17 protein-coding genes are annotated in these 24,827 nt (G+C 44.6%); 11 read left to right on the forward strand and 6 right to left on the reverse strand.

What is annotated here, in order from left to right:
• The first annotated feature begins 63 nt into the window (after positions 1-63).
• Positions 64-2,280 (forward strand): hypothetical protein, encoded by a 2,217-nt coding sequence (locus tag F8C82_RS04335; protein ID WP_151692326.1) that lies wholly within the window; start codon positions 64-66, stop codon positions 2,278-2,280.
• A 408-nt stretch (positions 2,281-2,688) separates the two neighbouring features.
• Here F8C82_RS04335 and F8C82_RS04340 read toward each other — a convergent pair whose 3' ends face one another.
• From F8C82_RS04340 to F8C82_RS04350, 3 genes are all read right to left on the reverse strand, one after another.
• Entirely contained in the window at positions 2,689-5,085 is a 2,397-nt protein-coding gene (locus F8C82_RS04340; protein ID WP_151692327.1) for an alpha-ketoacid dehydrogenase subunit alpha/beta, read from the reverse strand.
• 78 nt (positions 5,086-5,163) lie between these two features.
• Positions 5,164-7,962 (reverse strand): hypothetical protein, encoded by a 2,799-nt coding sequence (locus tag F8C82_RS04345; RefSeq protein WP_151692328.1) that lies wholly within the window; start codon positions 7,960-7,962, stop codon positions 5,164-5,166.
• A 23-nt stretch (positions 7,963-7,985) separates the two neighbouring features.
• The gene (locus tag F8C82_RS04350; protein ID WP_151692329.1) at positions 7,986-8,501 is read right to left on the reverse strand and encodes a DUF2892 domain-containing protein; all 516 of its coding nucleotides are present in this window, start codon (positions 8,499-8,501) and stop codon (positions 7,986-7,988) included.
• Positions 8,502-8,653: 152 nt separating this feature from the next.
• On the opposite strand from F8C82_RS04350, the gene F8C82_RS04355 reads away from it, so the two are divergent.
• The 4 genes from F8C82_RS04355 (at position 8,654) to F8C82_RS04370 (ending at position 15,631) form a co-directional block, all read left to right on the forward strand.
• Positions 8,654-10,108, forward strand: coding sequence for a cation:proton antiporter (locus F8C82_RS04355; RefSeq protein ID WP_151692330.1), 1,455 nt, complete (start codon positions 8,654-8,656; stop codon positions 10,106-10,108).
• Between the two features lie 155 nt (positions 10,109-10,263).
• Complete coding sequence (locus F8C82_RS04360; RefSeq protein ID WP_151692331.1) at positions 10,264-12,996, forward strand: TonB-dependent receptor; 2,733 nt, start codon at positions 10,264-10,266, stop codon at positions 12,994-12,996.
• Positions 12,997-13,046: 50 nt separating this feature from the next.
• Positions 13,047-14,630 (forward strand): T9SS type A sorting domain-containing protein, encoded by a 1,584-nt coding sequence (locus F8C82_RS04365; protein WP_151692332.1) that lies wholly within the window; start codon positions 13,047-13,049, stop codon positions 14,628-14,630.
• A 152-nt stretch (positions 14,631-14,782) separates the two neighbouring features.
• Positions 14,783-15,631, forward strand: coding sequence for an aminotransferase class IV (locus tag F8C82_RS04370; RefSeq protein WP_170266152.1), 849 nt, complete (start codon positions 14,783-14,785; stop codon positions 15,629-15,631).
• Here F8C82_RS04370 and F8C82_RS04375 read toward each other — a convergent pair.
• Positions 15,611-16,162, reverse strand: a complete 552-nt coding sequence (locus tag F8C82_RS04375) for a YqgE/AlgH family protein (RefSeq protein ID WP_151692334.1) — start codon at positions 16,160-16,162, stop codon at positions 15,611-15,613. The genes F8C82_RS04370 and F8C82_RS04375 overlap by 21 nt on opposite strands.
• A 59-nt stretch (positions 16,163-16,221) precedes the next feature.
• Between F8C82_RS04375 and pdxH the strand changes: the two genes are divergently transcribed.
• The 6 genes from pdxH to F8C82_RS04405 all read left to right on the forward strand — a co-directional run bounded on the left by pdxH (position 16,222) and on the right by F8C82_RS04405 (position 23,324).
• A complete protein-coding gene (gene pdxH, locus F8C82_RS04380; RefSeq protein WP_151692335.1) occupies positions 16,222-16,866 on the forward strand; it encodes a pyridoxamine 5'-phosphate oxidase in 645 nt (214 codons plus the stop codon).
• Between the two features lie 100 nt (positions 16,867-16,966).
• Complete coding sequence (locus F8C82_RS04385; RefSeq protein ID WP_151692336.1) at positions 16,967-18,745, forward strand: SLC13 family permease; 1,779 nt, start codon at positions 16,967-16,969, stop codon at positions 18,743-18,745.
• Entirely contained in the window at positions 18,745-19,335 is a 591-nt protein-coding gene (gene cysC, locus F8C82_RS04390; protein WP_151692337.1) for an adenylyl-sulfate kinase, read from the forward strand. The genes F8C82_RS04385 and cysC overlap by 1 nt, the downstream gene beginning before the upstream one ends.
• Positions 19,336-19,392: 57 nt before the next feature.
• On the forward strand, positions 19,393-20,298 hold the full coding sequence (gene cysD, locus F8C82_RS04395; RefSeq protein WP_151692338.1) for a sulfate adenylyltransferase subunit CysD: 906 nt from the start codon (positions 19,393-19,395) through the stop codon (positions 20,296-20,298).
• Between the two features lie 64 nt (positions 20,299-20,362).
• The gene (gene cysN, locus F8C82_RS04400; RefSeq protein WP_151692915.1) at positions 20,363-21,604 is read left to right on the forward strand and encodes a sulfate adenylyltransferase subunit CysN; all 1,242 of its coding nucleotides are present in this window, start codon (positions 20,363-20,365) and stop codon (positions 21,602-21,604) included.
• 58 nt (positions 21,605-21,662) lie between these two features.
• Entirely contained in the window at positions 21,663-23,324 is a 1,662-nt protein-coding gene (locus F8C82_RS04405) for a hypothetical protein (protein WP_151692339.1), read from the forward strand.
• Between the two features lie 100 nt (positions 23,325-23,424).
• Here F8C82_RS04405 and F8C82_RS04410 read toward each other — a convergent pair whose 3' ends face one another.
• Positions 23,425-23,697 (reverse strand): HU family DNA-binding protein, encoded by a 273-nt coding sequence (locus F8C82_RS04410; RefSeq protein ID WP_151692340.1) that lies wholly within the window; start codon positions 23,695-23,697, stop codon positions 23,425-23,427.
• Positions 23,698-23,866: 169 nt separating this feature from the next.
• Positions 23,867-24,820, reverse strand: a complete 954-nt coding sequence (gene fmt, locus F8C82_RS04415) for a methionyl-tRNA formyltransferase (RefSeq protein ID WP_151692341.1) — start codon at positions 24,818-24,820, stop codon at positions 23,867-23,869.
• Positions 24,821-24,827 lie beyond the last annotated feature (7 nt).

Raw genomic sequence — 24,827 nt, forward strand, 5'->3', positions numbered from 1 at the left:
TAAACCATCTACCATTATTTTTCACTAAATTGAATAAGTACTAACCACTCAAGTAGACCTGAAATGAGAAAATCAATTACTGCGATCTGTGTGTTTTCGTCAGCCTTATTATTCGGCCAAGATTTTACCAGTGATCTTGGAGGCGGAACCGGAAATTGGGACAATCCTGCAACGTGGGGGAATGTTTCCGGAGGAGCTGGAGTGGGATATCCCGGTTCTGGCAATTCAGTGCTCATTACTGGAGGTGATGATGTGAATTACAACATTACATCAGGTTCGGTCACCTATGGAAGTTTAACATTAAATGCTTCAGGTTGCTCTTTTGCACCGCAAACAGGCTGTTCACCTGCAGTGTTTAGTTCATATTCAGATGTAACCGGGGCTACAATCTCGGCCAGTACTGGTGCGGGCTTGGTGACCATTAATAGTGACGTGACTCTCAATGGAGGATTTTTCTTAAGCGCTAGTATTCTTATCAATGGTTCGCTAGATATACAGGGAAACGTGTTCATCTTCAACCCAGCAGTCACTCTTGAAATCAGTTCGTCGAATGGTTCAACTTCTTTGGATGGCAGCCTAAACATGTCAGATGGAATTCTTGCGCTCACAGCGAGCGGGGCAAATGATGTGGATATTGCAGCGACAGCAAATATCATTATCGGCGATGGAGCTGTGTTGTACTTGGAAGGCAATGGATCTCAACATCTCAATAATGCGGGAACGGTGACCGTGCGATCAGGTGGACTCATTACCATCTCAGGTTCGAACAATATCAATTTCAACAATACGGGGACGTTGACCTTTGAATACGGTTCAAGTTTTTATCCAGGTCTGACGGGAGCAAAGATTAGTACGACAGGAAATGCTCCCAATTGGGAAATAGACCTGACGAACGACGGCAATGGTCATTGGCGCCAAATCGGATTTCCCTTTGAAGCAGGTACAACACTGTCCATTTTAAGTGGCACTGATTTCAATCCAAATATAACTGCAGGTCAACGGAATATTTATTACTACGACGCAGACGAAGATGCTTTGAACCCAGGAAAGGCCTATGGCTGGACCGATATTGGTGACCTTTCGAGTACCGCTGCATACAGCAGTGCATCAGCGTATAATATTTATACGGGGGATGCCAACTATCCCTTTACTAATGGAGGAGTGGTGAGTATTAGTGCGAGTGTGCCCGATAATGTTGATTCACGTTCTTTTACGCTGTACAATTTCTTAGATCCAGTGGTGTCAACTCCTATCATAGCCACAGATGAAGGTTGGAACCTCGTTTATAATCCATTTCCATGTTGGATTGATTTGGAGTCCGTAATGGCGGCTAACACGAATTTGACCTATACAGGCGTGCATGTTTGGGATGCTGCCAATAATCAATACATCGCCTTTCTACCCAGTGGGGAATTAAGTACTGTAAGTCACTCTAATTCTCTATTGGCGGGAGCTACAGCAACTCAATACATCAATCCATTTCAGGCATTTTGGGTGAAGTTGGAACTCACAGATGCAAGCAATGAGAACCTGACCATTTCTCTATCCAATAGAACCCTGACCAATTCAGGAAGTGGATATCTCAAAACGAAGAAATATGAATCATTAGTTCGACTCAACACATTTGCTGTTGCAGACTCATCGTGGGATCAAGTACTTCTTGCCATTGATGAAAATGCAAGCTACGATAGAATAGGGAGTGAGGATGCTTATGATAGGACACCGGGATTTGAAGTTCCGAACATGAGCTTGGTGAGTACCGATGGGGTTCTGCTGTCCATTAGCACCATGCCGCTGGATTCAACGTATACAGTGCCTATGGAGTTTACCAATGCAGTGGATGGGGCTGAGTATTTTATCGAACTGGATCCGAGTGATTTCAACGCCGCCATGACAATTTTGCTTGAAGATGAAAAGAATGGGATTTTCCACGACCTAGAGAACGGGAATTATCGCTTTACCCATGACGCTACTTGGGGAGGAACTCGTTTTGCCATTCACCTAGGAAGAGGTTCTATTGGCATTGATGAAGAAAGAGTGAAAAATCGACTTACAGCTTGGATTAGTGGAGATCATCTCTTGATGGATTCTAAGGCAAACTGCGGTGCTTCTATGGTTCAGGTGGTAGATATGAGTGGCAGAATTCTATATTCTGAAAGTCATGATATTTCTATTGGGAGAAGCCAAATTGCTTTGCCTCAAGTGTCTCGCGGAGCACATCTTATTCGCGTGGTACCAGAATTCGGTTCGCCAATCCAAATCAAACACCTCGAACTATGAAAGTTTCATTAAGCACTAAGCTCACGCTGACTATCTTATTGGTATGTATTACCTATATGATCGGATACGCACAACCCGGTAATCCTTCCACACCGGCACCTCTCGGTTTCTTAGAATTAATCTTGGGAGCAGGAATAATGTACGGGGGGTATAAGCACTATAAGAGTAGTAGGCGTTAGGTAGCTACTTGGCCCTTAAGATTCTAGAGCTCTGCGCCCGATTACTGGTGTACAACCATCAAACCCAAAGGGTATAAAATAAGAAAGTCCCCCGGGCGGGGGACTTTCCACTCTCTGCGTGCTTCGCTCTCTCTCTCAGGACGCAAATAAATTTTTCTACTACAATAATACGTCAAAAATCACATTCGCACCAAATTGATGTGCAAAATTTTGAATGAATTTTCCGTCATTATTTCATTTTAGGAAAAGCATTGGGATTTAACTCGCTCATCATATTGTAGATAGCTTCTACAACGTCGTCTACGGATGGTTTTGAAAAATAATCACCATCGGTTCCGTAAGCAGGTCTGTGATCCTTAGATGTTAGTGTTTGAGGAGCTGAATCCAAGTATCGATATCCGCCTTGTGTTTCCAAAATTTGTTGCAAGATGAAGGCGCTTGCACCACCGTTTACGTCTTCGTCAAACACCAACAGTCGATTGGTTTTTGCAAGTCGTTCTACAATGCTGTGGTGGATATCAAATGGAAGCAAGGTTTGAACGTCAATCACTTCAATTTGTATGTCCATTTTTGCTAGCTCTTCGGCAGCTTCCATTGCGATTCTGCAGTTGGAACCATAGGTAACGAGAGTAACGTCAGAACCTTCGCGAATCACTTCTGGAATACCCAATGGAGTTTTGAAATCTCCAAGATTGCTAGGCATCTTTTCTTTCAGACGATATCCATTTAGACATTCAATTACCAAAGCAGGCTCGTCAGATTCGAGCAAGGTATTGTAGAAACCAGCGGCCTTGGTCATGTTTCGTGGTACGCAAACGTGAATTCCGCGAATGCTGTTAATGATGGTTCCCATTGGTGAGCCACTGTGCCAAATGCCTTCTAGACGGTGGCCACGTGTTCTCACAATCACTGGCGCTTTCTGACCACCCTTGGTTCTGTATTGAACCGTAGCCAAGTCATCGCTCATGATTTGTAGGGCATAGAGAAGGTAATCGAGGTATTGAATTTCAGCAATTGGACGAAGACCTCTCATGGCCATTCCAATTCCCTGACCCAAGATGGTTGCTTCGCGAATTCCGGTATCACTAACGCGAATTTCGCCGTATTTCTCTTGAAGACCTTCTAATCCTTGGTTTACATCACCAATCTTGCCGCTGTCTTCACCAAAAATGAGTACTTCTGGGTACTTAGCGAGGATCGCATCAAAGTTGTCTCTCATGATGACACGAGCATCAACTTCTTCATCGGTAGCATATTCAGCCTCAACAGGAGTGACATTCAATGCACTTTGTGCACTTTCACTGTAGAGGTGCGTGTTGTACCGATCGCGGTTAACGGCTTCTTGACCATTCAACCAACGAACCAAGGCCATTTTATCGTCGTTGTTTTCTCCTCTCAAAATCCAAAGCGCGCGACGAACAGCACTGACTGCGTCTTTGTGCAATGGATCCATCAAGCCCTTGAGATTATCAATAAGCGTTTGAATTTCACCATTCAAGGAAACCACTCCTTCGAGAAGGGCAACAGCCTCGGAGATTTCAGCTTTGATGCTAACGTTGAAGTCTTTCCAAGCCGCCGCCTTTTGATCGCGAGCAGATTTCTTCGCTTCTTTTTCAATGGCATCTAGTTCTTCGGCGGTTCCAATTCCAGCCTCTTCAATGAATTGACGGAACTTGACAATACAGTCGTGCTCTTTTTCCCACTGTAGTCTTTCTGGACTCTTGTAGCGCTCGTGGCTACCTGAAGTAGAGTGCCCTTGTGGTTGAGTCATTTCACGAACGTGTACCAATACAGGTACATGTTTTTCTCGGGCAATTGCGCCTGCTTTTTCGAAGGTTTCAACTAGAGATGCGTAATCCCATCCCTTGGTATGAAGAATTTCGTAGCCTTGGCCGTTTTCATCCGTTTGGAATCCCTTGAGAATTTCTGAGATATTCTGCTTGGTTGTTTGGTGCTTGGCGTGAACGGAAATTCCGTATTCATCATCCCAAACACTAATGACCATAGGAACTTGTAGCACACCAGCAGCATTGATGGTCTCAAAGAAGAGACCTTCTGAAGTGGAAGCATTTCCAATGGTCCCCCAAGCAACTTCATTTCCCGATTTGCTAAACTTCTCGCTATTAGCGATGGCTTCAACGTTTCTGTACACCTTCGATGCCTGAGCCAATCCTAGTAGGCGAGGCATTTGTCCGGCAGTAGGAGAAATATCTGCAGAGGAGTTCTTTTGTTCTGTGAGGTTTACCCAATTGCCATTCTCGTCTAAGCTTCGAGTGGCAAAGTGACCATTCATTTGGCGACCGCCTGAAGCGGGCTCCAATTCTGTATCGGTAGTGGCGTAAAGACTTGCAAAGAATTCTTGAACCGTAAGCTGACCAATGGCCATCATGAAGGTTTGGTCACGGTAGTATCCGCTTCGGAAGTCGCCATTCTTAAATGCTTTAGCCCATGCAATTTGTGCGAGCTCTTTTCCGTCACCGAAAATACCAAACTTGGCTTTTCCGGTTAGAACTTCACGTCGACCAATCAAACTGGCTTCTCTACTGGTAACAGCGAGTTTGTAATCGTTGAGTACGATTTGTTTGTATTGGGTCTCAGTGGTAGATTTTTCGATGGTATTCGACATAACTTGGGGTTTATGCAAAGCGAATACAAAGGTAAGGAATATGCATTGCTATTCCTCATTTTGTTACTACTCTGAATCTCAGTACCATCCTCGTCTTGCTCGTTGTATGATGTCGTCTTGATCGAGGTTGAGAATGAAGCGAATCTGCGAAATGTAGTTCGGCTGCGAAATGTGGTTGGTCAAATTACTTTGAATAGGGAAGTAGAACTCAAGGAAATCAGGCACAATGCAAAGCCGGATGCCGTAATCCCAGTATAATTGCTGCTGTCTTCCTGCATACCCTAGATCACCAAAGAGTCCAATTCCTTTCCAAATGGGAATATTGGTGGAGATACTGGCTAACCACGTGTCCGAATAAACTTGTGTAGAGGTTTTGAATCCACCGTCGCTGATGAAAAACTGTTGACTCCATACTCCCGATGAATCCGATCGACCAATGAAGCTGTAATCGTACAGGTAATCTTGTGTTCCACTCATTCCGAAGGCAAAGAAGGGTTGGCCTTCTGGTTGGATGTTGTGTACAAATGCTCCTGCAAAAACTCGAATTCCCAACCACTGTCGATTTGGAAGCATGAATCTCTGACGGAAGGAAGCACTCACCTTGGTAAATCGAGAAGAGACTTGAAGATCTGCTTCTAAGAAAGAAGGAGCGAGTACATTTTGTTCTTCTCGGCGATAGCGCAGATCGGTTATCCAATAATCGGCATTGGTTTCTGTAACGGGTTTCAGTTCGTCTTCGAGTTTCAATTCGCGTTGTACGCCTACGCCTCTCAATCGAATACTCTGTTGAACGGTACTGCGGGGGGATGACTTCCGGATGTAGAGGTTCATACCTGGACTCATTCGACTATAGGCTAGATTTTCGTCGTAATGGAAGTATTTACCATACAATCCTACATTAAAAGCTTGCAGCCAGCCAGAGTTCAAAGGATGATAGTACTTGATTGACCCCATTCCTGTTAACTCACCAGTATTGGTGCTGTATTCTGGACCAATTCGATACTCCCAACGCTTGGGAAGAAGGGTTTTGTTGTAGAAAACCATTCCCAGTAGAATACCGTCGTAGGCATTGTATTTTAAAGATGGCAACCAGTTAATTTGCGTTTTTTTGCCCTGATCCAATCCCGTGTAAAAATTGAGTCGCAGGGGTTCAACCGCTTGAAACAGCCCCGTCGGTTTCCTCATGTGATCCTGTTCGTCAAAGTCAGGTAAATTCCCGTTGGGATCAAGCTCCACCTTGCTGTAGTATTCCGTGTGGAGCTGAATTCTTGTAGATCCAAGGTGACCTTCGTGCCATTCTTCCAAGACGGGATTTCCATCCCTGTCGTAGCCTAGTGTGGCATATGGAATGGCCACTTCACCGTGATTCGTAACATCAGCAGTAACCATGTAGCTGCACTGATCTACGTCATCTAGACTGTAGTCCACCAGCTTGGTCGTGGAGTAAATATCGCCTAAAACCCAATCGAGTTCTACGTTGGAATAATAGCGAATAGGAGCCACGAACTCCTGAGGTCCGGTAGGCGTTCCTGATTCCGTCTCTATTAATCGACGCAAACCTCTTTTAAAGGCAACCTCTCCCACATATCCTCGAATGGTGCTTAGCAGCAGCGCCGCCTTTCCCTTCAACACCGCTTCGCGATTTAGAGGAGCGAATGCAAGTGCCGAATCGGATAGAGGTTGATCCAATCCTTGGCGAGCCATGTAGAGGTAAAGCCAGCGATGGAAGTAGGTGGGTTTGAGATCCTCAACATCCAAGAATCGTGCGACGAGTGAGTTGGAGTATTCGCCCAATAACTTCTCTTCAGGATAGGCCGTAGCTAGGAAGTCATATCGGTGATAATGTGCGGTTCCTACAGTGAGCCAAGGATCTTTTAATTCATTCACAAACAACACTCTACTATAAAGTGCTTCTATGAATGATTCAATCACTCTCGATTCAAAAACGGCATCATTTTCAGAGTATTCAACCACTAATAAACCCGGTCGTGAACGGAGGGCGCCTTTGTCTTCAACTACCCAAACGTTCATATTCTCTGGCCAAATATCACCGTATAAATTCTCGATGTATTTCGCCAAGCGACCCACGGTTTCCGTCATGGAAATAGGTGGGAGGTTTTCGTGATATAGCCAATGCACGGTTCCGTATTCATCATCTGTTGTTGTGAAGTCGAATAGTTGATTGGACTGTACAAAGAAAGGTTCGGAAGTCCGTTGAACAGACACAATCTCCGCATCGGTTCGAATGCCGGGATAATCTGGAGTTACAACGGAATAGTTTCCTGAATTGTGAATGATTAACTCAGAGCGATAGGGTTTGTCGGCGGTGTATCCATTCACGTTTGCCGGTTTAGTCTGAGGATCATTATTTACAGAATAGGCGAAGAAGGGGCGATTCATCGCAAAGAAATGATCGTCGATGCCTTCACCTGTATATTGGCGTTGTGGAGGGAAGAAGCGATATGAATTTGTAACCGTTCCAACGGTCAGCTCAGCATTCGTCGGCACATCAAAATGAGACTTGCTGTCGGATATTGAGAATCTGACGCTTGAAGCTTGTGGAAACGAAAGACGAATTGCACTATCCTCAATCAGCGTTCCTTTTTCCCAATCTTCGGCAAAGTTCAAATCAACATCTTGTTCATTCAGTAATTCTTGAAAAAGATGAGAATGAGGGTCAGACCAAGCTGAGATATCATTATAAGCTTCTAACGCTCCCGATTCTAGATACAGTTCACTGGATTGTTCAACCCTAAATTCGTGAGAATCAGGATTAATCCAAATCTCAATGCGTTGATTCAGAAGGGTGTCGTTACTCTGAGCAACCGCTAGAGTAGAAGAAAGCGTGAGTGGAAAAAGTAGAGCAGAGATGCGCATGGGACCAAAGATAGGTCGGCCAATTATATGCGCTTCAATTGCTGCTTAAACATCTTGATTTGATCGTCAAGCATTCCGCGAGTGTCCAACTTCTTAGCTTCTGTGAGAAGTGCTTGTGCTTCACGCTTACGGCGACGAGACATGGCAATTCCTGCGAGTTGGAGTTTGGCCATAGCCTGATCTTGCTTCATTCTCAATCCAGTGTTCAAAGCCTTGCGCATGTAGCTCTCCGCTTTATTCATATTGGTTTGAGATTCAAGAACACCTTTGAGGAAGTACCAGTACGCCACTTGACCCTTCGTGAGCGATTGATCGGGATTTTTAATGGCATTCACATGTTTAGCCGCTTTAGCCATGTCTTGTTTACGCATGTACCACAAGGCCATAATCATGCGCTCGTGACGGAAGTAGGTGAAGAGCACAATGCCCGAAAGCAAAGTGATGAAAATTCCGTTTCCGATGTGTCCATCAGCAAATTCGATGATGGCCCATACAAGAACGAGAGCGGTAAGTCCGAGACGAATGATTTTATTCAACATAACCTAAAGGGCTAATTTTTCTGAGTTGGAGCGCAAATTTAGTAACACCAATTGGAAAGTACTACCAATGTTATAGGAAGATGTTGTGAACGATATGGCTTTTATTGCGTTCGAGATTATATATCTTAAGGGTTCATCTCAAAAAACATTTCATGATTCCATACGCTAAGCGTTTATTCTTCAGTCTTTTATTCTTATTTCCAACGCTCTCCTTCGCGTCCGATGAGGGACATAGTGATCCTTTTACGAAGGAATTTTTAGCCATTTTCCTCATTCTTATTGCCGCCGTTTCGGGTCGATTTATTGCCCGTCGTTTTAAGCAAAGTGAGGTTTTGGGGGAGTTGATAATCGGAATAGCACTAGGGGCATTGCTCTTTAGTTTGAACAACCGCTTGGTAACCACCATTCGATATCAGAATGAAATTCGTGAAATCATCGAGGAAACCTCAGATATGGAAGCTGAGTTCGATGTAGCAGTGAAGAACTACGTGGCCAATGAAACCGAGTTGCCCGATGATGTACAAGCTAGGATAGTCAATGTCATGACGTCCGAAGGCTTTTTGAATAATTTTCTAAATGCCAATTACACCTTACTGTTTTCGTCGCTAGGGGTATTGCTGCTGCTCTTCATGGTTGGACTGGAGGTCTCCAGTGCCGAAATGATCAAGATGGGATCTATTAGTTTCTCGGTGGCCACTTTGGGAGTGGTCTTTCCGTTTGTCCTCGGTTACTTGGTGGCAGAATTTCTCATTCCGGGAATTGAAGATCAAAACGTAGCCATCTTTGTGGGGGCAACCCTAGCAGCTACTTCCATTGGAATCACCGCCCGGGTATTTAAGGATGCCAATAGTTTGCAATTAAAGGAAAGTAAGCTTGTTCTAGGTGCAGCGGTTATCGACGATATCATGGGACTGATCCTTCTAGCTATTGTAAGTGGATTAGTGACCAGTGGAAATATCGACCTCACTGAAATTGTGGTAATCGTGGCCAAAGCCCTGTTATTCTTAGTGTTTGTATATGTAACTGAGCGATACCTCCTACGTCATGTAGTCAAGTTTTTTGGCTTCTTTGCAGGGAGAAACACCTTCTTACTCTTTCCATTTACCTTGTTGCTTCTCTTCGCGTGGTTGTCTAGTGTGATTGGCTTAGCCAGCATTGTGGGTGCTTTCTGTGCGGGCTTGGTGTTGCGAGATGATCTCTTCAAGCGCTTCAAACGCGATCATCAAACCATTGAGGATTTGATTGCTCCAATTGAAGGCATCTTTGCACCTGTATTCTTTGTGTTGATGGGATTCCAAGTGGATATCATGGCATTTGGAAATTGGGATGTACTCCTAGCGGGATTGATGCTTACCGTTGTAGCCATTGTTGGAAAACTGTTGGCAGGAATGTTCTTGAAGAAGGGATACGACAAGTTGCTCGTTGGTATCGGTTTGGTGCCAAGGGGTGAAGTAGGATTGATTTTCGCCAGTATTGGTAAATCGATAGGTGTTTTGAATGACGAGCTCTTCGCTGTTGTAATTATTGTTGTCATTCTGACCACTTTAGTGACCCCTCCATTGTTGAGTGCTCGATTGAAGAAAGTGCGAGCATCTGCAAATGAGTGAATTAGTTGCAGAAGCAAATTACCTCCATTTGGTAATAAATCGGTGTCAACCTGACACTTTATGGCGGTAAAAATTATGCGCAACGAATAGAATTTGGTGTTTGAAATGCCAATTTTTTTGGTAGATTTCCATTCCAATTGAAACTATCCTCCTTTATGCGCAAGGGATACATTGTACTCGTAGGTCTTTTGTTTTTGTCGTATTTCTCTAACGCTCAGTTGTTATCAGGTGTCATTATTGATGCTGACGATAAGCAACCTTTACCGAGTGTTGTGATTACAGAAGTAGGACAAAGTGTTTCGGTCTCCACCAATTTTGATGGGGAATTCGAAATTCAGCTCTTTAAAATTCCAACCCAGATCAAAGTTCAGGGAATGGGCTACGCGGAGAAAATCGTGGATGTTTCGAGCGTTCGCTCCAAAATGACCATCAGTATATCTCCCGATCAAGAAGTGTTGGAGGAGGTGAGTGTAGTTGCACGAAGGTTGAGCGATAAGCAAGAAGAATCGGCACTGACCATTGAAGCGCTGGATTTACGCGCGATTCAGGAAACTCCTAGTGCGAGCTTTTACGACGGTTTAGGTAACTTGAAGGGAGTGGATTTGACTTCTGCAAGTATTGGGTTTAAAGTGATTAACACCCGTGGTTTCAATTCTACTTCACCCGTTCGTTCCCTCCAAATCATTGATGGTGTGGATAACCAGGCTCCGGGTTTGAATTTCTCTTTGGGTAACTTCCTTGGAGCTTCAGAGTTGGATGTCATGAACGTGGATATCATCGCAGGTGCGAGTTCAGCGTTCTATGGCCCGAATGCCTTTAATGGGGTGATTTCAATGACGACCAAAGATCCTTTCGTTTTTCGTGGATTGGATGCAAGCGTGAAAGTGGGGGAGCGGAACCTCAATGAAGTAGCTGTGCGATGGGCACAGGCCTTTGACAATGATGAAGGCGAGCCTGTATTTGCCTACAAGATCAATCTGTATCGATTAGCAGCCGATGATTGGGAAGCTACGAATATGAATCCTACAGACGGTTCAGAGTCTCCCGCTAATAATCCAGGTGGATACGATGCCGTGAATCGTTACGGTGATGAAACGGGGTATCTTACACCGGGTTCAACCAAAGAATATCCCGCATTGGGAACTTATCACAGAACGGGGATAGAAGAGCAGTATTTGGTAGATTACAACACTGAGAATATCAAGTTGGGAACGAGTTTGCACTATAAGCCCAATCGCGATATCGAACTCATCTATGCCTTCAACTTTGGTACGGGAACCACGGTTTATCAGGGCGATAATCGCTACAGCCTTAAAGACATCCTCTTTTTCCAAAACCGCGTTGAAGTTCGCAACAAAGACAAGTGGTTTGTTCGAGCGTATTCAACCAATGAAGATGCCGGCAATAGTTACGATGCCTACTTTACAGCACTTCGTATGCAAGACAGTTTGAGGTCGGGTAGAGTGTGGGCCAACAACTACTCTCAATTGTGGAAGATCAATTATGGCAATCAGGTGCGAAATCTACCGGGCTACCCAAGCGAGAGTCTTCCTCAAAATGAATACGATGCCGCCATGGTAGATTTTGTGGATAGACATAGAGGACAGCTAACGCAGTGGCACAATGATCTTCACAACACTTTGAGCAACCCCGGCTCTACGCCAGGCACCCGTGAATTCGACAAATTATTCAACTATATCACAACCACTTCATTCGCGGATGGTGGAAGTATGTTTGAAGACCGTTCGTCACTTTATCACCTTCAAGGTGAATACAAGTTTGACCCTGTTAATCTTGGGGACTTTACGGTAGGAGGAAACGGTCGTATTTACACGCCAAACTCCAACGGAACCTTGTTTAGCGATACCAACGGACGTGTGATCCAGAACTGGGAATACGGTGTTTACGGTGGATGGGAGCGAATGTTTAACGGAGAACAGTGGAAGATAAGCGCCACCCTTCGCATGGATAAGAATGTGAACTTCGATTACCTATTCTCTCCAGCTGCTTCCGTCGTTTACAACATTGATGAAATCAACAGCTTGAGAGTTTCGTTCTCCAGTGCCATTCGCAACCCTACTCTTCAAGATCAATATTTGTACTACAATGTAGGCCCAGCCATGTTGATCGGTAACCTGAACGGATACGATTCGCTAATCACAGCAGATGAACTCGAGTATTTCCTTTCCCTACCAATTACGGATCAGCAGAACTACAAGATGAACTACTTTAGTGTTAATCCTATTCGTCCAGAGCGTGTTCAAACGGCCGAAATAGGATACCGAACCACACTTTGGAAAGCACTTTATGTAGATGCAAACTACTATTTCAGCTACTACCGTGATTTTATCGGGTACCAAATAGGACTAGATATTACGGACAACCCTCAATTCCCAACCATTACAAATGTGGATGTCTATCGAATTGCGGCGAATGCGCAGGACGTTGTAACCACCCAAGGGTTTTCCATCGGACTCAACTACTACTTCGCCGATTACTTCAACCTAAGCGGAAACTACACTTGGAACGTGTTGAATACGGCAACAGACGATCCTATTATTCCTGCCTTTAACACACCAGAGAACAAGTTCAACATCAGCTTTGGCGGGCGAGAAATTCCAGTGAAATTCAAGAATCACGAGATTGGTTTTAACGTAACTTACAAGTGGATTGAAGGATTCGAGTTTGAAGGCTCGCCTCAGTTTACAGGTTTCATTGATAGCTACGACTTGCTAGATGCGCAAGTGACCTATGTGATTCCCGATTGGAATTTAACAGCAAAACTCGGTGCAAGTAATGTGCTGAATAACAAAGTATATCAAGTGTATGGCGGTCCTCAAGTAGGCAGATTAGCTTATTTATCGCTCGCTTACAATTGGAGACCTTGATACACCGTGGATTAATCCTTATCTTTCTAACAATAAACAGAACAAAGCTTATGAAAAAGTCTTTACTCGTTGCCGGCCTGTTCGCGGCTGGAACAATGGCTGTAAGTGGACAAACCCGTTACGTGGACGAGGTTTTCACGAACGCCGATATTACCGTTACAGCTGACGTGCCTTATGGCGTCAACTTTAGCGCTTACGTGCCAGCCGCAATGGGTGGTCCTCAGGTGATTCCATTGTATATGGATATCTACCAGCCAGACACGGCTATTGATAATGAAATGAATCGCCCTGTGGTGATGTACTTCCACACGGGTTCGTTCTTGCCGAAAGGTCTTGTATCTCCGATGGGAGGTAGAAAAGATAGTGCTGCTGTTGAAATTTGTCAGCGATTCGCTCGAATGGGTTATGTTGCAGCGTCGGTTACCTATAGATTGGGATGGCAGCCGAACAACACGTCAAATCTCGACCTTCGTCGCGGTTCTAACTTGATGGCTGTTTATAATGCTGTTCAAGATGCTAAAAACGCCGTTCGTTACATCCGCGCTAGTCAATTGGCAATGGGTAACCCACTTCGCGTTGACCATGAAAATATTTACTTGATCGGTCAAGGTTCTGGTGGTTATATCACCTTCGCTTATGCGACCATCGATAAGTTGAACGAGTTGACCACTCCTACTAAATTCCAGTACCAAGATACCGTGGGTATTTTTGGAGGTAAAGTGAATGTTGGAGATCCTTATGTAGATACATCTACCGTAGGGGATTGGGATGGTTTCGGCGGTAAAGCGGTAATCACAGGTACTAACTCCAACGGATTGCCTGTAATTGATTTCAACGCTCCAGGTAGAAACATCGAGAACATTGCAGGTGTACCTTCAAATGTTAGAATGGTTATCAACATGGGCGGTGCCTTGGGAGATCAATCTTGGCTAGAAGCGGGTGATGTACCAATGTTGTCGGTTCACTGTGTGTATGATTTCTATGCGCCTTATGTTTCGGGAATGGTTCGCGTTCCAGTGAACGGTCAGTTCTGGGATGTAGTAGAAGTTGCTGGTAGCTACACCGCTATCAAGAAAGCGAACATGCTTTTCAATAACTACGTTTTCCAGCGTGAGAACTACACCGATCCTACATGGACAATCTCTAAGAATCATCCAGCTAACCCAGATGGCCTTTCCGGTATTTACCCAATTGGAATTCAACCTGCTGATCCAAACCTACCGTTTGCAGTGAACTCCAATCCTTGGGATTTCTGGGACCCATCTGATCCACTAGGAGCGAATGAGACCAACCCGAACATCAAGTCACAAAGTTTGGCTTACATCGATACTGTAATGGATTTCATCACTCCACGTATGAAGACAGTTATGGATGCCAATGATATCAGCGTAGTTGAAGCTGCGGTGGTTGACTTCAAAATGTATCCAAACCCATCGAATGGCGACGTTCGCGTTCGTTCAGAAGAACTTATTCAAAGTGTACGAGTAATTGATGTTACAGGTCGCGTGGTATTTACTGCTGAACCAAACAGCAACGACTTCCGTTTTGACGCGAGCAATTGGACTCCAGGAGTTTACATTGTTCAAGTGAAGAGTGAAAAGCTCACAGGCACTGAGCGCCTTTCTGTTTACTAAGAAGTAAACCTAACCTTGAGAAGCCTCGCATTTGCGGGGCTTTTCTATTTTCATACCTATCACTCTAAAAGATAGAAGGGGTGTGATATGCTATAAATGCTTTCTATGACAATTTTATTCTGTCAATTCAGCTTTGAATGTACCTTTGTCGCATGATCAATCACAACGGAGAGATTCTCGACATCGATGCGGTTCACTTCAGAGCCGATTTCCGCCCCATTCAGTATGGAGATGCGCTGTTTGAAACCGTAAAGTTCAACGGAGAGTCTTTTCTCTTGTGGGAAGATCACTATTTCCGTTTGATGGCGTCTATGCGAATTTTACGCATGGAAATCCCGCTTGATTGGTCCCCCGAATTCTTGGAAGAGCAAATGCTTGAAACCATTCGCGCCAATCACATGGAGCGCGGAGCCGTACGCGTTCGCCTTACGGTTTACCGCGATGCGCCGGGGAAGTATACACCGAAAGAGAAAATCTATCAAGGGTTCATCATTCAGGTTGAGGCGTGGCCACACGTGGAGTACGTATTGAATACAGAAGGACTTTCTGTTGATGTATACAAGGATCATGAAGTGCATGAATCGATGCTCAGCAACTTGAAAACGACCAATAGCTTACTCTATACTTTGGCAGGGATTTATGCCGATGAAAACGATCTCGATACCGCCCTGCTCATCAATAAAGACAAACACATCGTTGAAGCTGTTTCTTCCAATGTTTATATGATTACGGGAGATACGCTGACCACGCCGCCATTGAGTTCAGGCGCCTTGAAGGGAGTGATGCGCAAGCATATTTTGCGTTCTGCAAGTGCTTGGGGATTAAAAGTAGAAGAGAAAGGCTTTTCACCTTTTGATCTTCAACGTGCCGATGAGGTTTGGTTGAGCAATGCGATGCATGGCATTCAATGGGTTGGACAATACCGCAAGAAGAAGTATTCCAACCAAAAAGCTCTAGAAATTGTCACAGCTTTGAATGAATCAGTTAAGCAAGGGGTCTGACGGAGCATTTGCCCACAACTGATAATCGCCTCCGAGTTGATTGATGGCGGCTTTCCAGAAGTTTTCAGGAGATTCATCAAACAGACGAATGGTGTCCAAAGGAAGAATTCGCCATGATTTCTCGCTGAGTTCTGCTTGTAATTGACCTTTTCCCCATCCAGAATACCCCAAGAAAAAGCGGATATCAGAAGGTAGGAGTAACCCTAGCTCTACGACTTCCTTTAATCGTTCAAAGTCACCTCCCCAGCAAAGATTCTCGTCTATCTTAATGCAGTCTTCAAAGAGATCGGGACGTTTGTGCAAGAAGTACAAGTTACTCTGTTCAACGGGACCACCGTTGTAAAGTGGGGCGTCAAACGCTGGGAAATCTGGAATCACACTATCTACCTTTAAATCCAAAGGGCGATTGAGAACATAGCCCACGGTACCATCCTCACCGTGATCGGTGATGAGGATGACGCTGCGGTCAAAGTTGGGATCCCCCAAAAAGGGTTCGGCGATTAGTAGCTTGCCAGTAGTAGGAATTTCCATTGTTTCCAAATTAGCTAGGTTCTCATTGAAATCCAACTCAAATCAACGAATTTTGTAGCATGGAAGACACAAAGCTCAGAAAAGATCGCAGGGAGTACGTGAGAGGTCGCCTAAATAAAGCCGATGCTCCAGAGAATCCCATGGAAATGTTTGACGCATGGTTTGCAGAATGGTGCGAAACGGGTAGGGGTGATGCTACGGCCATGACCTTAGCTACAGCAACCAAAGACGGCATGCCCGATGCGAGAATAGTACTTCTCAAAGGAGTAGAGTCAGGTCGATTTGTGTTCTACACCAACTACAACAGCGCAAAAGGACAACAATTGGACGCGAATCCAAGGGCAACCTTGCTTTTCTTCTGGTCTGATCACGAACGTCAAGTTCGCGTTTCGGGTGAGGTTACGCGCTTGACCTATGATGAGAATGAAAAGTATTTCAAGGAACGCCCGATTGGAAGTCAAATTGGTGCGTTGAGTTCACCTCAATCTGCCATTATTGAAAACCGTGAAGTGTTGGAAGAGGTCGTGAAAGCGAATACCGACCAATACGGTGAAACAGGACCTGATTGTCCGCTTTTCTGGGGAGGCTATGCTGTGATTCCAAGCAAGATTGAGTTTTGGCAAGGAAGAGCTAGTAGGTTGCATGATAGGTTGTTATACACCTTGGAGGAAGGCGTATGGACCTTGAATCGATTAGCTCCTTGATTTAATCCTATCGAATTAGTAGATTTTTGTATTATTGCACTTGTACTGAACAGATTGGGAGGGGGGTAAATGCTCCTAATTTGGAAGTACCAGGACAAAGATGACAGAAACTACGGTACATTATATTCTTCTGGGAGCCTTGCTCGCCATTACGGTGAGTTTGTTCATCCAACGTTTCAAACCCACTCTGGTGTTTGGCTGGATTACCATGCTTTTAGTGGTAAGTGGTATCGTGCCCGTTGAGGTGCTGCTTTCTTCGGTGAGCAACAAAAGTATTCTCACCATCTTCCTTTTGATCTTTATTACTTCAGCACTGCGGAAGCATTTCAACCTTTTGGGATTGATTGATGGTCTGTTCCGATCGATTAAATCACCACGCGCCTTTCTTGCAGGGATGACTTCCTCGGTAGCGTTACTTTCATCTGTGGTAAACAATACGCCTATTGTGGCCTTGATGATTCCGTACGTGTACAACTGGTCCAAGAAGAGAAACCTCTCTCCCTCAAAATTCTTAATGCCATTGAGTTTTGCCGCGACTTTAGGAGGAACCATCACGGTAATTGGTACCAGTACCAACCTCGTTTTAAACGGATTGTTAGAAGCCAACGATCTACAGCCATTGGCATTTTCCGATTTCCTATATCCGGGCCTCTTGGTAACCGGCTTTGGTCTGTTGTACCTAGTGATTGTGGGTTATAAGCTGCTGAGTAATCGCAAGGATGTGTTGGAGGACTTTACCCATAACCGACGAGAGTACATTGTGGAAACCGTACTTCTACCACAGTCGAATAAAGTGGGGAAAACCATTACGGAAGCGGGACTGCGAAACCTAGACGGTATTTTCTTGGTTGAAATTTATCGTGGAAACAAACTCATATCGCCAGTAACACCAACAGAAAGTTTGCAGGCTAACGACCTACTTTATTTCGCTGGTGAGGTTGATAGAATCGTTGAATTGCTCAAGGATGATAACGGCCTTGAGATAGCAAAGCGCGATAAATTTGAAATGGGTGATGCCTTGGATGTTGTGGAAGTACTTCTTCCCATCACATCTGATTTGGCCGGCAAGAAAGTGAGAGAGACCAATTTTAGAGAGCGGTTTGATGCTGCCATTGTTGCCATTCACAGAGATGGTAGACGATTAGGAGGAAAGATTGGTGACGTTGAATTGGAGTTCGGAGATTTGCTACTCATCACTACTGGTAATCGATTCAAGAACATCATTGTTGGCAATAAGCATTTGTACACCGTTTCTGTAATGGAACGCATTGCGACCAATGGCAAGAGAGAGAAGAAGTGGATTATGGGTGCGGCCCTTCTCGGATTGAGCGCAGTTTTTGCGGGTTACTTAGATCTCTTTATGTTCTTGTTGATGTTCCTCGGCGTGCTTGCCAGCTTTGGAATGTTTACCGCTCAAGATTTGCGCAAGGATATCAATTCAGATTTGCTGATTATCCTGATAACGGCAGTAACCTTGGGTACTAGCTTAATTCACACGGGAACAGCGGCATGGATCAGCAATGGACTTACAGGACTTCTGAATGGGGCCAGTCCTTTTACCATACTCACCAGTGTTTTCTTGCTTACCGTTGTGCTCACTAGCTTCGTCACAAACGTTGCTTCTGTGGCCATTGTATTCCCCATTGTGGCAGCTCTTATTGCTCAAAATGGAGTAGATGGAACGCCTTATTTCTTGGCTCTAGCCTATGGAGCGTCCGCATCTTTCTTAACTCCAGTGAGTTATCAAACCAACCTCATGGTGTATGGACCTGGTGGGTATAAGAGCAGTGACTTTTTGCGTGTTGGGGCACCACTGACACTCATTTATATCATTACAATACTAACGTATCTCACTTTGAGATATAACATTCACGCCTAATGTCGAAGGTAATCGTCATTCCACAGATTCATGATGTCAACGCTGAAATGCGGGCAGAACTGAACGGCCATAAGCCATTGGTTCTATGGTTTACAGGACTTTCAGGATCGGGTAAAAGCACAGTGGCAAATGCGGTAGAGAAGGTGCTTCACGAGCGCAAAACGCGAACGTACATCTTGGATGGTGACAATGTTCGTCGTGGACTCAATAATGATCTCGACTTCTCTGAGAGTGGGAGAGTAGAGAACATTCGAAGAATTGGTGAAGTGGCCAACCTGATGTTAGATGCAGGCTTAGTTGTCCTTACGGCATTTGTCTCTCCGTTTAAATCGGACAGAGAAAAGGTTCGTCAAACGGTCGGAGCAGAGAATTTTGTAGAAGTCTTCGTGGATTGTCCATTGGAAGTTTGTGAAGCTCGAGATGTAAAAGGACTTTACAAGAAAGCGCGTGCAGGAGAAATTCCAGATTTCACAGGAATTTCATCACCGTTTGAAGCTCCTGAAAGTCCAGACATCCACTTGCACACCGATACAGAAGATCTGGCTGAAAGTGTGGCTAAGGTTCTCAGTTTCATTGAGAAAAAACTTTGATTTTAAAGTATATCAATTTAGTAGGATTTAGCATCTTTGCATCGAAACAATAGCTATATGAGCAATTACCATCTTTCACACCTTAAAGAGCTTGAAGCGGAAGCGATTTATGTTATCCGCGAGGTGTATGCGCAATTTGATAACCCGGCGATCTTATTCTCAGGAGGTAAGGATTCCATCGTTGTAACCCATTTGGCTAGAAAGGCATTCTTCCCTGCGAAGATCCCATTCCCATTGGTACACATTGACACGGGACACAATTTCCCAGAAACCATAGAGTTCAGAGATCAATTAATCAAAGATTTGGGGGCCAACCTCGTGGTAGGTAGTGTTCAAAAATCCATTGATGACGGTCGCGTTCTTGAGGAATCAGGAGCGAATGCGAGCCGAAATGCGCTTCAAACCACAACCTTGCTCGACACCATTGAAGAAATGGGTTACGACGCGTGCTTGGGTGGTGCTCGTAGAGATGAAGAGAAGGCACGTGCCAAAGAGCGCTTCTTCTCTCATAGAGATGACTTCGGTCAATGGGATCCTAAAAATCAACGTCCAGAGCTTTGGAACCTCTTTAACGGTAAGAAGAGAATGGGTGAGCACTTCCGTGTCTTCCCGATTTCAAACTGGACAGAGATGGATGTATGGCAGTACATTTTGATGGAGAACATTGAGATTCCAAGTCTGTACTTCGCTAGAAAACGTGAAGTGATTTGGAGACACAATAGCTGGTTGCCTGTTTCTGACTACATCACTCTTCGTGAGAACGATGAGCCTCAAGTGAAAATGATCCGTTTCCGCACGCTCGGCGATATCACCATTACAGGTGGTGTTGAATCTGATGCAGATGATTTGGAGAAAATTATTCAGGAGGTGGCTTCAACTCGTGTAACAGAGCGCGGTAATCGTGAGGATGATAAGCGCAGTGAGACGAGTATGGAAGACCGCAAACGTCAGGGTTACTTCTAAACAGCCGATCATCTAAGTTTCAACGGACAAAAAGAATATTGTGAATACTACCAATTATCTAGATATGGAACTCCTTCGCTTTACTACAGCAGGGAGTGTAGACGACGGAAAATCAACGCTTATCGGTCGTCTTCTATACGATAGCAAGAGCACGTTTGAAGATCAAATGGATGCGGTTGAGAAATCGAGTACCAAAAAAGGTCTTCAGCATGTTGACCTCAGTCTTCTTACCGATGGTTTGAAGGATGAGCGTGAGCAGGGCATCACCATTGATGTGGCCTATCGCTATTTTGCTACACCCAAGAGAAAGTTCATTATTGCCGATACTCCAGGACACATTCAGTACACCCGAAACATGGTTACTGGTGCGTCTACAGCTAACGTAGCACTCATTTTGGTGGATGCTCGTAACGGCGTGTTGGAGCAAACGAAGCGTCACTCTTTTATCGCCTCTCTTCTTCAAATTCCGCACATTGTAGTATGTGTAAACAAGATGGATTTGGCAGAATACAGTGAGGAGCGTTTCAACGAAATCGTTGATCAGTACGAAGAATTCGCTTCAAAACTTGACATCAAAGATGTTCGTTTCATTCCTATTTCAGCGCTTCATGGAGATAACGTAGTGAACCGAAGCGAGAATATGAGCTGGTTTGAAGGCGGAACTTTGCTTCACACACTAGAAACCATCCACATTGGCAGCGATGAAAACCACATTGATTGCCGATTCCCAGTACAAACGGTGATTCGCCCACACTCTGACGAATACCACGACTATCGTGGATACGCAGGTAGAATTGCAGGTGGAGTATTCAAGCCAGGGGATAAGGTTACGGTTCTTCCAAGTGGATTGGAATCGACGATCACTAGTATTGTTACCATGGATGGTGAGATTGAAGAGGCATTCCCTCCAATGAGTGTGACGATCAACCTAGCTGATGATGTGGACATTTCTCGTGGAGATATGATTGTTCGCCCGAATAATCAACCAGATTCTTCACAAGACCTCGATGTGATGTTGTGTTGGTTGAATAATGCCGCTCCACGTCCACGTGCGAAGTACATCATTCGTCACACAACGAATGAAGCTCGTGCAATGATCACGGAAGTAGTTTATAAAGTTGATGTGAATACCCTTCACAGAAATGAAGAGGATCAAGACATCAAGATGAACGATATCGCAAGAGTGAAGATCCGTTCCACTCGTCCGATGTTCGTAGACTCATACCGCAAAAACCGTCATACAGGTTCTATCATTTTGATTGATGAGACGACCAATGAAACGGTAGCTGCTGGAATGGTGATATGATAATTAATGGCTCCGGGCTTCAAGCTTCGGGCGACTAATACCTAAATGCCGAGCAATTATGCTCGGCATTTTTTATTTTCACAGAGCTATGATTAAAATGCTACCTGTCGTTCTCTTTTTGTTCTTCGCTTGTTCTGGTCAGAAAGAACAAACTGCTTCCACGCCATTGGATGTACAGGAGTCGGTTGCATTTTGGGTTCCAGATAACACCATTTACAAGGTTTACCCAGACGGAACGGCGCATTTGATTCAGGAGAAGGAATTTCTCAATAACGGTGCGATCGATGTGGAGCGTCAATACATTTCTCGAGTTGAACCGAATGATTCCTCTGGTTATTTCTATTCCCTCTACCGTGAATATCGGTATGTGTATTCCGACGATGGTCGGTTAAGCGAGCGATTGAACTACGAAATGGGCAATCACGATTCATTGCTACTCCGATCAAAGGAGATATACACCTGGAAAGACGATACAGTGATCCATTCAACTGCACTTAAACAACCGAATGGAGAGGGATTTCAAGAGCCAGAGGAAGTGGATAGAACCGTTCGTGATGCGAAAGGACGTGTGGTGTATACGAAAGTGATGAAGGGCATCGAATGGAGAGATGTATATGAGAGAAAGGATAGAATAGCGAGATATGTAGTAGTGAAGCACAACTATCAAAATGCTCAGCTTAAGAGCACACTGATTATCAATAGAGATAATGTTCATGAATATCCCATCTTCGGAAAGGCCGTACCAACAAATGCAATCCTAAAAAGATCCTACCGAAATGAAGGAGGCCTGTTATCAGATACGGTATTCTTCATCGATTATGATCGGGTGATTGAAAGTGCTGAAGTGACTGTGTTTAATGAGTATGATGAAATTATTTCTTACTCCATGTGCGAGGGAAATCCCAGAGGGGAAGAGGTTGAATGGATCAAGATGGATGTTCCCGGGCTCAATTCTATGTTTCTACCTCCCCGTGATTTAGACCCCATGACAGAAGTCCGAGCGCGACAGTTGGAACCTATGGAGACCTTAGAGAATTGGGAATGGGAAAGATGGAAGATAAAGCACTCGAGATACACGTATCACAACGGACTCATTCAAACGAGAAAGGATGAATTCGAGAACTCCAAAGGAGCTTCTCAGATGATCCAAAGGGACATATCCTATCACTATGATGAGGACCTCTTCTTAGTGAAACAAACGATTGAGGTAGAGTACGGAGATGGTCGAAAAGAGCATCATGTAGTTGAATGCCTAAGATATGAAGATGGGCAATTGGAAAGGTTGATCCAGTATGTAGATGGGCTACGCGTTCGGGAAACCCATCTATCACCTGCTGGAATGTATGTAGATGAATATAAGGCAGATCGGAAGAATGACTCAACGGTTTGGGGAACATTCGTTAAGTATAGATTGTCATATAGCTACCGTGCCGCAGAGAGTGTGGAAGTCAAGAACGGTGAGTTCGTAAGAGGTTACATGGTCTTATCTGATTCCTTGGGTAGAGTAACGAGATATTTCGCAGAAGATCAAGGCATGGACGCATCCTTTTACTATGAAGATGGAGCGATGAAGTACTCGACACACAGAAAGATTCGCTTCACGTATTTCCCTGAATCGATGCATGAAAACGATGTGTACGAATTGCACTATGGAAGAGGGTACTCGTTTGAAAGTGTATTGTTTTCCCCTTGCGTACCATATATTGATCTGAATATCTGATCATTGGTTATGATAACAGAAGTCTGACCCTCATTTACGGGCATAAAAAAACCCCGACGAAGCAAAAGCTTGTCGGGGTGATTTTTCTTATAAGCTAGGCTTAGTTCAACTTGTCGTTGAGCTCAGCACCTGGCTTAAACTTAGCTACGTTTTTAGCAGCGATTTTGATCGGAGCACCAGTTTGTGGGTTACGACCTTCACGTGCAGCGCGCTTAGATACAGAGAAAGAACCGAATCCTACTAGAGAAACACGGCCACCTTTACCAAGTGCACCTGCTACATTACCTGTGAATGAGTCAAGGGCCTTTTTTGCTTGTGCTTTAGAGATACCTGCATCAGCAGCCATCGCGTCGATCAATTCAGCTTTGTTCATGGCGATTGAAATTTTGGTTATACTAATTCGCTTGAATGCCTTACAAATATAGACGAATGCACTATCCATGCAAGATTCAGGGCTATAAATGCGCCTTATTGTTGATAAAAGTGGTGAAATGTTGAAAACCCCATCAGATTTTTCTTGCAAATAGAGGTTCTCAGCAAAATCAAGGGGTACAGAGCGCTTTCAACTCAGAATACTCTGTGTAACCATTTTTGAAGTCGGCAACCCCCATTTTTTTCTTCCCTGGCCATTGGATTTCACCTAGGATGAGAAGTCCACTTTTGCACTGAATGGCCAACTCGTTCTTTCGCCATTCCAGTGTGCCACATTCACCTATTTGGCCTTCTTCATACGTACTATTGGCCACTTTGGCTTCTATGCGTTCGCCACTACTGGTTTCTAGTACAATAAGAGGAGCAGGGAAGGGAGTTAATCCACGCACGCGATTATGTGCGGCTTCAGCGATATCATTTAAAGGCACATACTGATGTTCTCGGAACAACTTGGGGGCGTTCTTCGGAGAATCTACATGCTTTTGTGTCTTTCCTTCCAGTTTACCACTCAACAGTCCATCTACAGTTTCAACTACCAGAGGACTACCGAGGTCCATCAATCGATGGTACAATTCCCCCGTGGTTTCATTTGCTCCAATAGACGTTTCGGCTTGTAAGAGAATATTTCCAGTATCAATCTCTTCATCGATGAGGAAGGTGGTCACTCCGGTTTTCTCTTCACCGTTTATTACCGCCCAATGGATAGGAGCCGCGCCGCGATAATCAGGAAGTAGGGAAGCGTGGAGATTAAAAGTACCCAACTTTGGCATGGACCAAACTGAAGTAGGGAGCATACGGAAGGCAACCACCACAAATAGATCTGCATTGTACGACACGAGCTCAGCTTGGAACTGCTCGTCCCTCAATTTTTCGGGCTGTAGTATGGGTAGGTTGTGTTTTTCGGCACATACCTTAACTGCACTTGGAGTTGGTTTTCTTCCGCGACCAGCTTGACGATCGGGTACGGTTACAACCGCCACCACTTCGTGTTGAGATTGAATCAATGCTTCAAGTGGGGCTACCGCAAATTCAGGGGTGCCCATGTATACAATACGTGCCTTCATGTTACAA

It is taken from the genome of Phaeocystidibacter marisrubri, assembly GCF_008933165.1.
Classification (GTDB): Bacteria; Bacteroidota; Bacteroidia; order Flavobacteriales; family Schleiferiaceae; genus Phaeocystidibacter; species Phaeocystidibacter marisrubri.

Excerpts from the sequence above, each read along its gene's own strand:
- F8C82_RS04335 (WP_151692326.1), top strand. The coding sequence starts at position 64 with ATGAGAAAATCAATTACTGCGATCTGTGTGTTTTCGTCAGCCTTATTA.
- F8C82_RS04340 (WP_151692327.1), bottom strand. The coding sequence starts at position 5,085 with ATGTCGAATACCATCGAAAAATCTACCACTGAGACCCAATACAAACAA.
- F8C82_RS04345 (WP_151692328.1), bottom strand. The coding sequence starts at position 7,962 with ATGCGCATCTCTGCTCTACTTTTTCCACTCACGCTTTCTTCTACTCTA.
- F8C82_RS04350 (WP_151692329.1), bottom strand. The coding sequence starts at position 8,501 with ATGTTGAATAAAATCATTCGTCTCGGACTTACCGCTCTCGTTCTTGTA.
- F8C82_RS04355 (WP_151692330.1), top strand. The coding sequence starts at position 8,654 with ATGATTCCATACGCTAAGCGTTTATTCTTCAGTCTTTTATTCTTATTT.
- F8C82_RS04360 (WP_151692331.1), top strand. The coding sequence starts at position 10,264 with ATGCGCAAGGGATACATTGTACTCGTAGGTCTTTTGTTTTTGTCGTAT.
- F8C82_RS04365 (WP_151692332.1), top strand. The coding sequence starts at position 13,047 with ATGAAAAAGTCTTTACTCGTTGCCGGCCTGTTCGCGGCTGGAACAATG.
- F8C82_RS04370 (WP_170266152.1), top strand. The coding sequence starts at position 14,783 with ATGATCAATCACAACGGAGAGATTCTCGACATCGATGCGGTTCACTTC.
- F8C82_RS04375 (WP_151692334.1), bottom strand. The coding sequence starts at position 16,162 with ATGGAAATTCCTACTACTGGCAAGCTACTAATCGCCGAACCCTTTTTG.
- pdxH (WP_151692335.1), top strand. The coding sequence starts at position 16,222 with ATGGAAGACACAAAGCTCAGAAAAGATCGCAGGGAGTACGTGAGAGGT.
- F8C82_RS04385 (WP_151692336.1), top strand. The coding sequence starts at position 16,967 with ATGACAGAAACTACGGTACATTATATTCTTCTGGGAGCCTTGCTCGCC.
- cysC (WP_151692337.1), top strand. The coding sequence starts at position 18,745 with ATGTCGAAGGTAATCGTCATTCCACAGATTCATGATGTCAACGCTGAA.
- cysD (WP_151692338.1), top strand. The coding sequence starts at position 19,393 with ATGAGCAATTACCATCTTTCACACCTTAAAGAGCTTGAAGCGGAAGCG.
- cysN (WP_151692915.1), top strand. The coding sequence starts at position 20,363 with ATGGAACTCCTTCGCTTTACTACAGCAGGGAGTGTAGACGACGGAAAA.
- F8C82_RS04405 (WP_151692339.1), top strand. The coding sequence starts at position 21,663 with ATGCTCGGCATTTTTTATTTTCACAGAGCTATGATTAAAATGCTACCT.
- F8C82_RS04410 (WP_151692340.1), bottom strand. The coding sequence starts at position 23,697 with ATGAACAAAGCTGAATTGATCGACGCGATGGCTGCTGATGCAGGTATC.
- fmt (WP_151692341.1), bottom strand. The coding sequence starts at position 24,820 with ATGAAGGCACGTATTGTATACATGGGCACCCCTGAATTTGCGGTAGCC.